This window comes from Pseudogemmobacter hezensis (assembly GCF_013155295.1).
Classification (GTDB): Bacteria; Pseudomonadota; Alphaproteobacteria; order Rhodobacterales; family Rhodobacteraceae; genus Pseudogemmobacter; species Pseudogemmobacter hezensis.
Map to the genome: position 1 here is coordinate 41,708 of NZ_JABJXT010000016.1, position 15,477 is coordinate 57,184.

12 protein-coding genes are annotated in these 15,477 nt (G+C 64.2%); 11 read left to right on the forward strand and 1 reads right to left on the reverse strand.

Annotation, left to right across the window (positions count from 1 at the left end):
• Positions 1 to 68: 68 nt before the first annotated feature.
• The gene (locus HOY34_RS16315) at positions 69 to 1,451 is read right to left on the reverse strand and encodes an LLM class flavin-dependent oxidoreductase (protein WP_216654803.1); all 1,383 of its coding nucleotides are present in this window, start codon (positions 1,449 to 1,451) and stop codon (positions 69 to 71) included.
• A 181-nt stretch (positions 1,452 to 1,632) separates the two neighbouring features.
• Between HOY34_RS16315 and HOY34_RS16320 the strand changes: the two genes are divergently transcribed.
• The 11 genes from HOY34_RS16320 to HOY34_RS16370 all read left to right on the forward strand — a co-directional run bounded on the left by HOY34_RS16320 (position 1,633) and on the right by HOY34_RS16370 (position 15,428).
• Positions 1,633 to 2,655 (forward strand): sugar ABC transporter substrate-binding protein, encoded by a 1,023-nt coding sequence (locus HOY34_RS16320; RefSeq protein WP_216654804.1) that lies wholly within the window; start codon positions 1,633 to 1,635, stop codon positions 2,653 to 2,655.
• A 103-nt stretch (positions 2,656 to 2,758) separates the two neighbouring features.
• Positions 2,759 to 4,333: a sugar ABC transporter ATP-binding protein gene (locus tag HOY34_RS16325; protein ID WP_216654805.1), complete on the forward strand. Its 1,575-nt coding sequence runs from the start codon at positions 2,759 to 2,761 to the stop codon at positions 4,331 to 4,333.
• Positions 4,326 to 5,339, forward strand: coding sequence for an ABC transporter permease (locus HOY34_RS16330; RefSeq protein WP_172364750.1), 1,014 nt, complete (start codon positions 4,326 to 4,328; stop codon positions 5,337 to 5,339). The genes HOY34_RS16325 and HOY34_RS16330 overlap by 8 nt, the downstream gene beginning before the upstream one ends.
• Complete coding sequence (locus HOY34_RS16335) at positions 5,336 to 6,319, forward strand: ABC transporter permease (protein WP_172364752.1); 984 nt, start codon at positions 5,336 to 5,338, stop codon at positions 6,317 to 6,319. The genes HOY34_RS16330 and HOY34_RS16335 overlap by 4 nt, the downstream gene beginning before the upstream one ends.
• A gap of 27 nt (positions 6,320 to 6,346) precedes the next feature.
• A complete protein-coding gene (locus HOY34_RS16340) occupies positions 6,347 to 7,600 on the forward strand; it encodes an acyl-CoA dehydrogenase family protein (protein ID WP_172364754.1) in 1,254 nt (417 codons plus the stop codon).
• 281 nt (positions 7,601 to 7,881) lie between these two features.
• A complete protein-coding gene (locus HOY34_RS16345) occupies positions 7,882 to 9,429 on the forward strand; it encodes an ABC transporter substrate-binding protein (RefSeq protein WP_172364756.1) in 1,548 nt (515 codons plus the stop codon).
• A 29-nt stretch (positions 9,430 to 9,458) separates the two neighbouring features.
• Positions 9,459 to 10,436 (forward strand): ABC transporter permease, encoded by a 978-nt coding sequence (locus HOY34_RS16350; RefSeq protein ID WP_172364758.1) that lies wholly within the window; start codon positions 9,459 to 9,461, stop codon positions 10,434 to 10,436.
• Complete coding sequence (locus HOY34_RS16355; RefSeq protein WP_172364760.1) at positions 10,433 to 11,272, forward strand: ABC transporter permease; 840 nt, start codon at positions 10,433 to 10,435, stop codon at positions 11,270 to 11,272. Before HOY34_RS16350 ends, HOY34_RS16355 begins: the two co-directional genes overlap by 4 nt.
• Positions 11,269 to 12,891, forward strand: a complete 1,623-nt coding sequence (locus HOY34_RS16360; protein WP_172364762.1) for an ABC transporter ATP-binding protein — start codon at positions 11,269 to 11,271, stop codon at positions 12,889 to 12,891. Before HOY34_RS16355 ends, HOY34_RS16360 begins: the two co-directional genes overlap by 4 nt.
• A gap of 20 nt (positions 12,892 to 12,911) precedes the next feature.
• Positions 12,912 to 13,943 carry a histone deacetylase family protein gene (locus tag HOY34_RS16365; protein WP_172364764.1) on the forward strand — a complete coding sequence of 344 codons (1,032 nt, stop codon included), beginning with the start codon at positions 12,912 to 12,914 and terminating at the stop codon, positions 13,941 to 13,943.
• A 69-nt stretch (positions 13,944 to 14,012) separates the two neighbouring features.
• The gene (locus HOY34_RS16370; RefSeq protein ID WP_172364766.1) at positions 14,013 to 15,428 is read left to right on the forward strand and encodes an FAD-binding oxidoreductase; all 1,416 of its coding nucleotides are present in this window, start codon (positions 14,013 to 14,015) and stop codon (positions 15,426 to 15,428) included.
• Positions 15,429 to 15,477 lie beyond the last annotated feature (49 nt).

The window sequence follows — 15,477 nt, forward strand, 5'->3', positions numbered from 1 at the left end:
CCCAGGCCCGGCCCCAGGTCAGGCCCTCCTGGCACCCCGGACCCGCGCCCTGCGGCGTTTGCCGGGCATCAGGCGTCTGCGCTGACATCCGCCCGTGAAATCGCACCCGAGGCCCAGCGTGATCTGGCCCCAGGCCCACGCAGTTTCTCGCGCAGCGTGCCCTGGGCATAGCTGGTCTTGTAAAGGCCCCGGCTTTGCAATTCGGGCACCACGAGGGTGATGAAATCACGAAACCCTTCGTCCAGCACGGCATAAGACAGGTTGAAGCCATCAATCCCGGTGTCGCGGGCCCATGCTGCCAGGCTGTCGGCCACCTCGACCGGATCGCCGACCGAGACCGGGCTTAGCCCGCCGATACCACACCAGCGGGCGATCTCGCCGGCACTCCAGCGGCGGTCGGGATCGGCAGAGCTCATGGCCTCGACCGCGGTGCGGATCGCATTGCTCTCGACATGTTCGAATACCTCATCGGCGGCAAAGCGGGCGAAATCGACGCCCGTCCAGCCCGACATCAGCACCAGCCCCCCGATCTCAGAGCTGTAGCGCTGATACTCAGCATGTTTCTCATGCGCCTCGGCGCTGGTTGGCGCGGTGATAACGGTGTGTTCGGCGATGATCCTCACCTCGGCCGGGTCGCGGCCCGCGCGGGCAAAGGCCTCACGCAGATTGCGCACGCTGCGGGCCAGCACCTGTTTTGAGGGCGCACCCACAAAGACCGCCTCGGCATGGCGGGCCGAGAAGGCCTGACCAAAAGAAGAGGCCCCGGCCTGGAACAGAAAGGGCGTGCGCTGTGGTGAGGGCTCTGACAGATGCGGCCCCTCGACCTGGAAGTATTTTCCGCGATGATGGATTGCATGCACCTTTGCCGGATCGGCATAGATGCCGCGCTGGCGGTCGGCAAGAACGGCGCCCTCTTGCCAGCTGTCCTCCCACAGGCGGTAGCAGACTTCGAGATACTCTTCGGCCATGGCGTAACGCTCGGCATGGCCCGCCTGGGCGGTGCGCCCGAAATTCCGCGCCGCGCTGTCCTGGGCCGAGGTGACGATATTCCAGCCGATACGCCCCTCTGTCAGATGATCCAGCGTCGAGAAGCGCCGCGCCAGCGCGAAGGGAGGCTCATAGGTCGTTGACATGGTGATGCCGAAACCCAGATGCCGCGTCGCATGCGCCATGGCTGAAACCAGCAGCGCCGGATCATTGCGCGGCACCTGAACGCCAAGGCGCAGTGCCTGATCGGGGGTGCCGCCATAGGTGTCATAATGGCCGTAAGCATCGGCGATGAACATCGCGTCAAACAGCCCATCCTCCAGCAGCCGGGCCAAATCGACCCAATGGCCCAGCCGATTGAACCCGGCTGAGATATCACGGGGATGACGCCAGAGGCCTGGCGAAAGGTGGCCGGGGCTGTTCATCAGGAAGGCATTGAAGACAAGCGCGGTCATCTCGGTCATGGGGCGACTCACTTTTGCGGTTTTCTGACGCGAAGCCGTTGGAATGAGGGGGAATCTTCTCTCGTCTCGCGCGATTATACTACAGTTATTCTATCGACATTTAGTGATTTCAAGACTTACCTCTAAGCTGAAACGGATGCCAGAGGGCAGACCGCAACCCCCCGTCCAGGAGATCACCGCGATGGATCGCAGAACCTTCTTCCGCAGCTCGCTTTTGGCTGGCGCAGGCCTTGGCCTCGCTGCCCCGGCAGTCTTGCCTGGCCTTGCGCGTGCCCAGGGCGCAGCGGATGCAGAGGCGGCGGCAGAGGCGGCCCGCGCAGGCCTGTCGCTGGCAGGCAAGACCATCGCGATCAGTGCCGTCGGCACCGAGCATTTCTTCGACATCAAGGCCTATCAGGCGCAGATTGACGAGGTCGAGCGCCTGGGCGGCACGGCCATCGGGCTGGATGCGCAGCGCAATGATCAGAAACTGGTCTCGCAGCTGCAGACCCTGGTCGGGCAAAAGCCCGACGCGGTGATCCAGACGCTGGGGGCGCTGCCGATCGTCGATCCAGGCCTGAAAGCGCTGCGCGAGGCCGATATCCCGGTTTTCACCGTCGATGTGGTCAGCGAGAATGCTATCAACAATTCGACCTCGGACAATTTCTCGCTGGGGGCGCAGCTGGCGCTGCAGTTGGTCTCGGATCTGGGTGGTAAGGGAAATATCGCGCTGTTTACCGCGATCGAGGGCGTGGTGCCTTGCGAAATCCGGCTGGAGCAGCTGCGCGCGGTTCTGAAATATTACCCTGAAATCAACATCATCCAACCCGATCTGCGTGAGATCATCCCCAATACGATCCAGGACAGCTTCCAGAAGGTGACCGCACTTCTGAGCCAGTATCCAGAGGGCAAGCTGGATGCGATCTGGGCCTCCTGGGATATTCCGGTGCTGGGCGCGACCCAGGCGCTGCTGGCGGCGGGGCGCAAGGATGTGCTGACTTACGGCGTCGACGGCACCCCGGAATATGTGGCGCTGGTCGCCGACCCGAACGCGCCGGCCGGTGCGGTCGCGGTGCAGCAGCCCGATCTGATCGGCCGCACGGCGGTGCGCAATCTGGCGCGTTACTTTGCAGGCGAGACCCTGCCCTCGACCAGCTTTGTGCCCGCGATCCTGGCCAACCGGCAAAACGCAACCGAGGTGCAAAAGCAGGTCGGCCAGATCTGATCCGCCCCTGACGTCAGGCGACTGAACCTCTGGCCTCATCTGCGAACGCAGTGGCGGCGCCCTCTTTGCCGCCACCGCCATTTTCCGACCAATGGATCTGTTGATGCCCGCCTCTACCGACACGCCCGCGCTGGATCTGCGGGGGATCGTCCGCACCTATGGCCCGGTCAGGGCGCTGGATCATGCCGCGCTTTCGGTCCGGCGTGGCGAGGTGCATGGGCTGATCGGCCAGAACGGGGCCGGGAAATCGACGCTGATGAAGATCCTCGCGGGGATCGAGCAGGCGGACCAGGGCGAGATCCTGCTGGACGGCCAGCCGATCCGCGCGGAAAGCCCGGCGGCGATGATCCAGCGCGGCCTTGGGGTGATCTTCCAGGACCGGATGCTGGTCGGCAATTTCACCGTCGAAGAGGCACTGTTCTACGCGACCCCTGCGATCCGGCGTCACGGCCCGCTGCTGCGCCGCGCAAAACTGCGGCAAGAGGCCGAAAGGGTGATCCGGCGCTACTTCGACACCAGCCTGCCCCCCAAAGCCCTGATCCGCGACCTCAGCACCGCCGAGCAGCAAATCGTCCATATCACCCGCACCCTGCTGACCGGCCCCTCGGTCATCGTGCTGGACGAGCCGACCGTGGCGCTGGCCAGCCGCGAGGTTGAGAACCTGTTCCGCGCCATCCGCGAGATGCGGGCCGATGGCATTACAGTCGTCTATATTTCGCATTACCTGCGCGAGATTACAGAGATCTGCGACCGCGTCACCGTCTTGCGCAATGGCCGCCATGTGGCGACGGTTCAGGCAGATCAGACCACCACCACCAGGCTGACCAGCCTGATGACCGGGGCTGAAATCGGCAGCCTGTTTCCGCCCCATAATTCCGCCGACACCCTTTCTGGCGACCGCCCGATCCGCTTTGCCGCTCAGGGGCTGGGCCATCGCGCCGCCTTCGCGGATGTCAGTTTTGACTTGCGCGAGGGCGAGATCCTTGGCGTGACCGGGCTGATCGGCTCTGGCTTCAAAGAGCTGGCCCGGGTGATTTTCGGCCTGGACCGCGCCACATCCGGCACGATGGCGCTGGCGGGGCGCGGCTATTCCCCCCGCTCGCCGCGCGAGGCGCTGGCGGCACGGGTGGCCCTTGTCCCGGAAGATCGCCGCAGCGCAGGCGTCGGCCTTGCGCTTTCCCTGCGCGAGAATGTGACGCTGGCCAGCCTTCGCCGCTTCAGCCCGCGCGGCCTGATGCGCCGGGGGGCCGAGCGCCAAAGCGCGCGGGCCTTTATCGAGCGCCTGGCAATCAAAGCCCCGCATGAGGAAATCCATGTCTCGGGCCTTAGCGGTGGCAATCAGCAAAAGGTCGCCATAGCGAAATGGCTGTGCCGGGGGGCCGGGCTTTATCTGCTGGATGAGCCCAGCATCGGCATCGACGTGGCGGGCAAGGCAGAGATCTACCGCCTGCTGCGCAGCCTTGCGGCCGAGGGCAATGCGGTGATCGTCTTCTCCTCCGATCTGGATGAGATTCAGGGGCTTGCAGACCGGGTTCTGGTTTTCCACCGCGGCCGGATCGCGCTGGATGCCAGCACCGCTGACACCAGCTCCGGGCAGCTGCTGGCCGCGGCCATCGCCGGTTCACCCCATCAGGCCCCTGACAAAGGACAATCGGAAAGGCAGGCCGCAAATGGCTGATCTTACGGCAGAGGGGGCGGATCACATCGCTGCAAAACCAACCCGCCACGCCGGGCAAAGCGGGTTTGCGGCTTTGCTGCCGCTGGCGGCGCTTTTGGCCTTTGGGCTGATCCTTCTGGTGTTCGCGCTGAGTTCGGCGCAGTTTCTGCGGCCCGGCAATCTGTTCCAGGTGATCGCGCAAAGCTCGATCCTGGCGGTGCTGGCGCTTGGGCTGACCGTGGTGGTGATCGGGGGGGGCGAGAACACGCTTTCGGGCGGGATCGACCTGTCTCTGGCGGCCAATCTGGGGATGGGCGCTGCGATCTATGCGGTGCTGGCCCAGGCCGGACAGCCCGACCTGCTGGCAATCCCAGCCGCAATCCTGGCTGGCCTGGCGCTTGGAGCCTTCAACGCTTTTGCAATTGTGGTGCTGGGGATGCTGCCGCTTTTGGCCACGCTGGGCTCGATGACGCTGGCGGTCGGGATCGAGCAGGTGGTCTCGCGCAATACGACGATCCTGGTGGCGACACCGCTGCGCCGTTTTCTTGGCGGCCATGATCCGCTTTTTGGCCTGCCGATACTGGCCTGGGCGCTTTTGCTGACCAGCCTGATCTTTGCGCTGATCGTGCATTACAGCCGCTTTGGGCTGAACCTGCAGGCGGTCGGCGGCAATCCCGCAGCGGCACGCGCCGCCGGGCTGAACACCCGCGCCTGGACGGCGGGATCCTATCTCGTGTCGGGGTTTTGTGGCGGGCTGGGAGCGCTTTTCTCGGTCGGCTTTCTGGGGGCAAGCTCAACCGGATCGGCTGAATACCTGCTGCCGGTAATCGCCGCGACCTTCCTCGGCACGGTTTTCTCGCGCCGCCTCAGCCCGACGATTGGCGGCACGCTTCTGGCAGCGCTTTTCCTGGGCGTCCTGGCCAATGGCTTCCAGCTGCTGAACATTTCCAGCTATTGGGTCGCGGGGATCCAGGGGGTGCTGATGCTGGCCGTCGTTGCCACAACCTCGCTGAGGCGCCCATTATGACTGACATCTCTTTCGCCCGCCCCCCGCGTCAAAGCCGCATCCCGCTGACCAGGGCCGCATTGCCGCTGGCCGTCGCGCTGGCCTTCGCCTTCTTTGCGGTCTTTGCCGATGGTTTCGCGCAATGGAACAATCTTCGCGCCCTGCTGGTGAACAATTTCGCCCTGCTGGCGATTGTCGCGCTGGCAATGACGCTGGCGGTTCACAGCGGCGGCATCGATCTGTCGGTGGCCACCGCCATCGATCTTGCCAGCCTTGCCTTTGTCGCGGCGCTGGCCGCCGGGTATGGGGTTGCACCCGCAATCATCGCCGGGCTCGCGGCAGCCGGGGCTGCGGGGATTGTCAATGCCTTCCTGATTGCTGTGCTGGGGATCACGCCGTTTCTGGCCACGCTTGGCACGCTTTTCATCGGCCATTCGGTGCAACAGCTGACCACGGGCGGCGGCAACCCGCTGTTCGTGCCCTTTCAGCAGGTGCCGCCCGCGCTGCCTTTCCTTGCACGGGGTGATCTGCTGGGCCTGCCGGTTCCGGTGCTGGCGGTGCTGGTCCTGGCGGCGCTGATCGCGGTTTTGCTGAGCAAAAGCCGCTTTGGCCGCCAAAGCCTGACCCTTGGGCTGCAGCCGCTGCTGGCGCTTTATTCCGGCATCGCAACTGGCCGGGTGCTGGCGCTGGTCTATATCCTGGTCGCGCTGATCGCCGGGATCACCGGGATTTTCCTGTCCGCCAATGTCAGCGCCTATATGCCGTTTTCGGGCAATGTCTTCCTGATGAATGCCATCGGCGCCACCTTCATCGGCACCACCATGAGCGCGTCGCGCGCCCCGAATGTGACGGGCACCCTGGTCGGTGTGCTGTTCCTGGCGATTATCTCGAACGGGCTTTTGCTGATCGGCTGGGATTTCTACTGGCAAAAGCTGGGGGCTGGCATCGCCATCATCCTTTGCCTTCTGATCAGCAGCGGCAAGGCCCGCCATCCGCAATAAAAGCCGCCTGCATAAAGGAATCTGCCCATGACACAGCCTGAAATCGCCTGGGGCGAGGGCCCAGGCCCCGGCTATCCGGCGCTGGCCGCCCGGTTTCGCCCGGTTTTTGAACGGATCCGCGAAGGGGCCATCGGGCGCGAGGCAGGCCGCCTTTTGCCCGCCGAGCCGATCCGCTGGCTGAAAGAGGCGGGCTTTACCCGTGCCCGCCTGCCCGTTGCAGAGGGCGGCTTTGGCGCCAGCACCTCAGATCTTTTCGCGCTGCTGATCGAATTGTCGGCGGCCGATTCCAATGTCACCCAGGCGCTGCGGGCGCATCTGGGATTGGTCGAGGATATTGTCGGCCTGCCCGACGGCCCGCGCCGCCAGACCTGGGCTGCGCGGATCGCTGCGGGTGAAACCATCGGCAGCGCCTGGAGCGAGACCGGCACCGCCCCGATAGAAGGCTTTGCCACCCGCCTTACCGCCTCTGGTCAGGGCTACCGGCTTGACGGGCGCAAGTTCTACACCACAGGCTCGCTTTTCGCCGACTGGATCGATGTCGGTGCCACGTTTGAGACCGCGGACGGGCCGACAGCCGTCGCCGTATCCGTCCGGCGTGAGGCACCGGGCGTCGAGGTGATTGATGACTGGGACGGCTTTGGCCAGACCGGCACCGCCAGCGGCACCGCGATCTTTACCGGGGTCGCGCTTGCGGCAGATGATTTCGTGATCGAAGAGGGCCGCTTCGGCTATGCGCCTGCCTTTTATCAGCTGGTGCATCTGGCGACGCTTGCGGGGATTGGCCGCGCGATCAGCCAGGAGCTGGCAGCCCTGGTTCATGCCCGCACCCGCATCTACAGCAATGGCGCGGGGCCGCAATCGCGGCTGGATCCGCAGGTGCTGCAGGTGGTGGGCAAGGTGCGCGGCGCAGCCTATGCGGCTTCGGCGATTGTGCTGCAGGTGGCGCGCGCACTGGACCGGGCCTTCGCCGCCCGGCTTTCGGGGCAGCCCGCTGCCCCGGCCCCCGGATCTGCCACACTCAGCGCGGTTGAAATCGCCGAGCTTGAGACCAGCCAGGCCCTGCCGGTGGTCTCATCGCTGATCCTTGACGCGGCGACGGTGCTTTTCGATGCGCTTGGCGCGTCATCGACGCGAAAATCGCTGCAGCTTGACCGCCACTGGCGCAATGCCCGCACGCTGGCCTCGCATAATCCACGTATCTACAAAGACCGGATCGTGGGCGATTATGCTGTGAACGGCACGCCGCCGCCTGATCAGTGGCGTATCGGCACGCCTGCCTGAAACGACAGTTCGCCACGGGCAAAAGACCGATCCGCAGGCCGATCCGCAAACCGGCGCGCGGCAGACAGATACAGCAGGCACGCGGATCAGTCCCTGCCATTTTGGCCGCGCAATTGGTGCATGGTGCCGCGTGAACGCCCGTTCTCCGCATAATCTGCTGCGCATTCTTTACTAGGCTTTCAGAACCGCGCCCCCGGGTCCGCCCCCGGGGGCGCGGCTTCCAATCATAATGATGCTGGGACCGTCCCCGGATGAACCCAGCATAAATCAGGGAGAAAGCCATGAAACTCAGTCGCTATGCCTTTGCCGCAGCGCTTTGCGCAGCCGCTATGGGGTTTACTGCCGCAAAGGCAGAATCGGTGGTTCATGTCGTGATCGAGCCAGAGCCACCGCTGCTGATGCAGGGCCTGGCCCAGAACGCGCCCACCAATACCATTGCCGGAAACATCTATGAGGGCCTGCTGCGCTATAACCAAAAGCTGGAACCGCAGCCCTCGCTGGCCAAAAGCTGGGAAATCTCGGACGACGGTCTGACCTATGTGTTCCACCTGCAAGAGGGCGTGAAATGGCACGACGGCCAGCCCTTCACCGCAGATGACGTGGTTTTCTCGCTGGATGTCTTCCTGCGTGAGGTGCATCCGCGCTGGCGTCCGATTACCGACAACCAGATCGCCTCGGTCGAGGCGGTTGACCCGCTGACGGTGCGCATCGTGCTGAAACAGCCCTTCGGCCCGCTGATGACCGCGCTTGAGGTGGCCTCGGCCCCGATGATCCCCAAACATATCTATGAAGGCACCGATTTCCGCACCAATCCGGCCAATAACACGCCAATCGGCACCGGCCCCTATAAGCTGCAGGAATGGAAAAAAGGCTCTTACATCCATCTGGTCCGCAATACCGATTACTGGCTGGCAGGCCATCCGAAGATCGATGAGATCTATTGGCAGGTGATCCCCGATGCCGCAGCCCGCGCGGTTGCCTTTGAGACCGGAACGATTGACGTGCTGCCTGCAGGCTCGGTCGATGTTTATGACGTGGCGCGGCTTTCAGCGCTGGAGGGCGCCTGTATGACGACCGGCGGCTGGGAGATGGCCTCGCCCATCGCCTGGATCGCGGTGAACCTGCGCGAGGGGCCGCTGTCCGACAAAACCTTCCGCCAGGGGCTGATGCATGCGATTGACCGCAATTTCGGCCAGGAAGTGGTCTGGAACGGGCTGGGCCGCGTGCCGACCGGGCCGATTGCCTCGACCACGCGCTTTTACGATCCGGCGGTCAATATCTATGACTTCGATCCCGATAAGGCCCGCGAGCTGATCGCGCAATCGGGCTATAAAGGCGAGACGATCCGCCTGCTGAAACTGCCCTATGGCGAGATCTGGGACCGCTGGGCCGAGGCCGTGCGCCAGAACCTGCTGGATGTCGGCGTCAATGTCGAGCTGGTCAGCTCTGACACCGCAGGCTGGACCCAGAAAACCTCGGACTGGGATTTCGACATGACCTTCAACTTCCTCTATCAGCTGGGGGATCCGGCGATCGGGGTGTCGCGCTCTTATGTCTCCAGCAATATCGCCAAAGGAAACCCCTTCGGCAATGTCGGCGGCTATTCCAACCCGGCGGTTGACGCGCTTTTCGCCGCAGCCTCGGCCGAGGCGGATGAGGCCGTGCGTCAGGCCAAATACAGCGAAGTGCAGAAGATCCTGACCGATGAGCTGCCGGTCCTGTGGCTGCTGGAGATGGAACAGCCGACGATTTATCGCTGCGATATCAAAGACCTCGTGACCACCGCCATCGGTGTGAACGACGGGTTCCGCGACGCATGGCGCGAATGATCTGACCGCTGACAATCAGGGAAATCCCGATGAACCTTATTATGTTCCTGCTTGGCAGGGTGGCGAAGGGTGTGGTCGTCCTTATGGCGATTGCGATCCTGAACTTCCTGCTGATCCATGCTGCGCCGGGGGATCCGGCGCAGGTCATGGCAGGCCAGGGCGGCGCAGCCGATGAAGAGCTGCTGCAGCAGCTGCGCGTGCAATATGGCCTCGACAAACCCTTCCTGACCCAGCTGGGGATCTATGCCGGCAGCTATCTGCAGTTCGACCTGGGCTTCAGCTATCGCCAGCAACAATCGGTGCTTTCCCTGATCATGGACCGCCTGCCCGCCACGCTTTTGCTGACGGGCAGCGCCTTTGTGATTTCGCTGCTGGTCGGCACGCTGATGGGCATGCTGGCCGCACGCCGCCAGGGCCACTGGAGCGATGGCGCGATCACCACGGTCTCGCTGATGTTCTATGCCACACCCCTGTTCTGGATCGCACTGATGAGCCAGATCATCTTCTCGCTGAAGCTGGGCTGGCTGCCCAATGTCGGCTATGAAACCATCGGTGCCAACCTCAGCGGCTTTGCCCGCATGCTGGATATCGGCCGCCACCTGATCCTGCCCGCGATGACGCTGGGGCTGTTTTTCACCGCCGTCTATGTGCGGATGATGCGGGCCTCGATGCTGCAGGTCGCGGGGTCGGATTTCGTCAAAACCGCCCGCGCCAAGGGCCTTAGCGAGGGCGTGATCCTGCGCCATCACATCGCGCGCAATGCGATCCTGCCGGTGGTGACGCTGGCCGGGCTGCAGGCCGGGCAGCTGGTGGGCGGCGCGGTTCTGACCGAGACCGTCTTCGCCTGGCCCGGCATCGGCCGGCTGATGTTTGATGCCCTGACACAGCGCGATTACCCCATTTTGCTGGGCGTTTTCTTTATCTCTTCGGCGCTGGTGATCGGCTTCAACATCCTGACCGAGCTTGTCTATCGCATCGTTGACCCACGGATAGGAGCGCAAGGATGATCGCTTTTCTCAAACGTTTCTCGCGCAATCCGGCGGCAGTGGTCGGGCTGGTGATCCTGGTGCTGGTGGTGGCCTTCGCCATTCTTGCCCCCCTGCTTTACCCCAATTCACCCTGGAAGCCCGTTCAGCGGCCCTTCCTTGCGCCCTTTGCCCAGGCCGGTTTCCCGATGGGCACCGACACGCTGGGCCGCGATGTGGCGGCGGGGCTGGTACATGGCGCCAGGGTTTCGCTGCAGATCGGCGTGGTCTCGACCATTGTCGCCCTGCTGATCGGCGTGCCCCTGGGGGCGATTGCCGGTTATTCCGGGGGCTGGGTGGATGATCTGCTGATGCGCTTCACCGAGTTCTTCCAGACCATCCCCTCCTTCGCGCTGGCGATTGTGATGGTGGCGATCCTGCAGCCGCAGCTGGGCTCTATCATCCTTGCGATCGGGGTGGTCAGCTGGCCGCCTGTGGCAAGGCTGGTGCGCGGCGAGGTGCTTTCGCTGCGCTCGCGTGAATATGTCCAGGCGGCGATCACCATCGGCCAGTCGACGCCAAGGATCATCTTCAGCCAGATCCTGCCCAATACGATTGCGCCAATCATCGTCATCGGCTCGCTGATGGTGGGGACGGCGATCCTCCTGGAATCCTCGCTGTCCTTTCTGGGGCTGGGCGATCCCAACCTGATGAGCTGGGGCTATATGGTGGGGGCCGGGCGCACGCGGCTGCTGGACAGCTGGTGGATCAGCTTTTTCCCCGGGATTGCGATTTTCCTGACCGTGCTGGCGCTGAACCTTGCCGGTGAGGGGCTGAATGATGCGCTTAATCCGCGGCTTTCCAGGGGGCGCAAATGACCGGACCTGTCCTTTCAATCGAGGGGCTGACCCTTGCACTGCCGCCGCTGTCGGACCGCCCGCATGCGGTTGAGAACATCACCCTGAAGATCGCGCCGGGCGAAACGCTCTGCGTGGTCGGGGAATCGGGCTCTGGCAAGTCGATGATCGCGCATTCGGTCATGGGGCTTTTGCCCCAGGCGGTGACGCCTGCAGCCGGGCAGATCATGCTGAACGGGCGCGATGTGCTGCGCCTTGACCAGGCAGGCCTGCAGGATCTGCGTGGCCGCGAGGCGGGCATGATCTTCCAGGAGCCGATGACCTCGCTGAACCCGGTGATGCGGGTTTCAGACCAGATCGTCGAGACCTTCGCCGCCCATAACCTGCACAGCCGCGAAGAGCGCAAACGCCGCGCCCTTGCGCTGCTGACCGAGGCCGGCCTGCCCGATCCCGAACGCCTGGCCCGCGCCTATCCGCATGAATTGTCGGGCGGGCAGCGGCAGCGGGTGATGATCGCCATGGCCCTGGCGCTGGAGCCGAAACTGCTGATCGCAGATGAGCCGACCACCGCGCTGGATGTGACGACCCAGGCGCAGATCCTGCGGCTGATTGAAAATCTGCGCCGCCGTCACGGCACCGCCGTTCTGTTCATCACCCATGATATGGGCGTGGTGGCCGAGATCGCTGACCGGATCGCGGTGCTGGAAAAGGGGGTGCTGGTCGAGGAAGGCCTCGCATCCGAGGTGCTTGGCGCGCCAAAGCACCCCTATACGCAAAAGCTGCTGGCGGCGGTGCCCTCGCTGACGCCGCCTGCGCCAAAGAATCTGGCCGCGGCGCCGGTGGTGTTCTCGGTCTCTGACCTGAACAAGACCTACCGCAAGCGCAGCCTCTTTGGCCCCACGCGTGAGGTGGTGGCGGCAGATGGCATCACCTTCTCGCTGCGCCGTGGCGAAACCATTGGTATTGTTGGCGAATCCGGGTCCGGCAAATCCACCGTGGGCCGCTGCTGCATGCGCCTGATCGAGCCAGAGGCCGGCAGCATCATCCTCGGTGAAACCGAGATCAGCGGCCTCGGCAAGGCGGCGCTGCGCCCGCATCGCAAGCGCATCCAGATGGTGTTCCAGGACCCCTTTGCCTGCCTGAACCCACGCCAGACCATTGGCCGCATCATCACCGACGGGCCGGTCGCTTACGGCGTGCCCCGGTCGGAGGCCATGGTCCGCGCCCGGGAATTGCTGGAGCTGGTCGGCCTCTCCGCCAATGCCATCGACCGCTATCCGCATGAGTTTTCGGGCGGGCAGCGCCAGCGGGTCGGCATCGCGCGGGCGCTGGCGCTGGAACCCGATGTCCTGGTCGCCGATGAGGCAGTCTCGGCGCTGGATGTTTCGGTTCAGGCCCAGATCCTGCGGCTGATCCAGGACATCCAGCAAAGGCTGGGGCTGGCGATCCTGTTCGTCACCCATGACCTGCGGGTGGCAGCCCAGATCTGCGACCGCATCGTGGTGATGAGCCGCGGACGCATTGTCGAAGAGGGCGAGACCGCCGCCGTATTCGCCAATCCGCGCCATGATTACACCAGACAGCTGCTGGGCGCGGTGCCCGGCGGCGCTGCATTTGAAACGGCCAGCCCGCGCGCTTAAGCCGTCACACAGGGACGAAGATGAAAGTATTCCACTCAGAAGACAGCCTGCTGCATGCGCCGGATTTCTACTTCCGCCGTGGCCGCCGCATCGAGCACCTCGAACGCGCCGAGCGTTATGAGGTGCTGCACCGCGCCGCAAAGACCGCCGGGCATGAGATGCTGGCCCCCGCAGATTTTGGCACCGCGCCGCTGCAGCGCGTTCACAGCAAGCGCCATATCGAGTTTCTCGCCACCGCCTGGGCACGCCGCGATGAGATCGAGCCGGGGCTGGACTATGTCCTGCCCTCGCATTTCGCCCGCGCCGAGATGCACCGCTATCCCGATGGGATGATCGGGCGCGTCGGGTTCCACATGGCCGATCTGTCGACGCCGCTTTACCAGCACAGCTTTGATGCGGTGCGGGCCAGCGCCAATGTCGCGCTCAGCACGGCTGAGGCGGTCGCCGCAGATCGCGGCCATGCCTATGGGCTGTGCCGCCCGCCCGGGCACCATGCCTCAACCGAAAGCACCGGCGGCTTTTGCTTTGTGAACAACGCGGCGGTGGCTGCGGCGCATCTGCAGGCAAAGCTGGGCGGCAAGGTCGCCATCATTGATATCGACGTGCATCACGGCAATGGCACCCAGATCATCTTCTATGACAACCCCGAGGTGATTACGGCCTCTGTCCATGCAGATCCCGCCACCTTCATGCCCTATTACCTGGGCTACGGCGATGAAACCGGGGGCCAGGCGGCAGAGGGCTGCAATCTCAACCTGCCGCTGACGCATGGGTCGGATGATGCCGTCTGGCATAAGGCAATCGAGCGCACGATGCGCTTTTGCGCCGATCACGGTGTCAGCTCGCTGGTGGTTGCGCTTGGGCTGGATGCCTCGGAACATGATCCGAACGGGGCGCTTGGCGTCACCACCCAGGGGTTCCGCAAGGCCGGGCAGATGCTGGCGGGCGCGGGCCTTCCGACCGCGATCATCCAGGAAGGTGGCTATCTGAGCGAGATCCTCGGCGAAAATCTTGTGGCCTTCCTTGCCGGTTTCGACGAAGCCCGGCGCTGAACCGCCCCATAGCGCAATCGGCGGCCGTGCCCTGACGCGGCCGCCTGCACAGATCTGAAAGGCCCTGATATGGATGCTATTGACGCCGCCCTGGCGCGGATGCCGGCTGGCTCGGTGGTGACGGATGCCGATATCATCGCCCCCCGCCTGCGCGATTTTCGCGGGCTTTACACCGGGCAGACGCGGGCCCTTTTGCGCCCCGCCTCGGTGGCAGAAACCCGGCAGATCGTCAGCATCTGCCATGAAGAGGGGGTGCCGCTGGTGCCCCAGGGCGGCAATACCGGCTATTGCGCCTCAGCCACGCCCGATGCGGCGGGCGGCGAATTGCTGATCAGCCTCGAGCGGATGTCTGCGGTGCGTGAGGTCGATCCCGCCAACCTGTCGCTGACCGCCGATGCGGGCGCGATCCTTGCCAATCTGCAGGCCGCAGCGGAAGAGGCCGATCTCTTGCTGCCGCTGGCGCTTGGTTCGCAGGCCTCATGCCAGATCGGGGGCAATATCTCGACCAATGCCGGCGGGATCGCGGTGCTGCGCTATGGGATGGCGCGGCAGATCGTGCTGGGGCTTGAGGTGGTGCTGCCCGATGCCAGCCTGCTAAGCGACCTGTCGCCCCTGCGAAAAGACAATTCCGGCTATGATGTGAAACAGCTTTTCATCGGCGCCGAGGGCACCCTGGGCCTTGTCACCGGGGTGACGCTGTCGCTGATGCGCCGCCCGCGCCAGCGTGTCACGGCGCTTTTGGCGATCAAAGGCACCCAGACGCTGCCCGATCTGCTGTCACGCGCCCAGATGCAAAGCGGCGAGCAGATCAGCTCTTTCGAATATATCTCGCGCCAGTCGCTTGATCTCTTGCTGGCCTCGCACAGCGAGCTGCGCCACCCCCTGCCCGGCGACGCCCGTCATTATGTGCTGCTTGAGGCGGCGACGGCCTCGCCCGCGCTGGCGCTGGATGATGCGATGACCGCGCTTCTGGCAGAGATGATCGGCGAAGGTGCGGTGCTGGATGGCATCATCGCCACCAGCGAGGCGCAGCGTGCAGCGCTTTGGCACCTGCGCGAACATATCCCCGAGGGCGAGGTGCGTCATGGCGGCTCGGTCAAGCATGATGTGGCGGTGCGCTGCTCACAGATCGCCGAGTTCATCGCGGCCGCCTCAGATATCGTGCAGCGCAAGGCACCGCAGGCGCTTTTGTCGGTCTATGGCCATGTCGGCGACGGCAATGTGCATTTCAACCTGGTGTGCCCGTCGGGCGAAGAAATTTCCCCCTGGAAAGCCCGCATCACCGCCGAGGTCTCGCCACTGATCCATGAGCTGGCCGCGATGATGGGCGGCACCTTCAGCGCCGAATATGGCATCGGGCGGATCAAGCTGGATCTGATGCATCAGTTCGGCAACCCCGCCCGGATAGAGCTGATGCGGCGCATCAAAACCGCCATTGACCCCGCCGGGCTGATGAACCCCGGAAAGGTCGTGCCGCTGCGCTGAGATGAACGGAAAGACGCGGGCCGGATCTGGCCCGCGTCTTTTCTGCAAG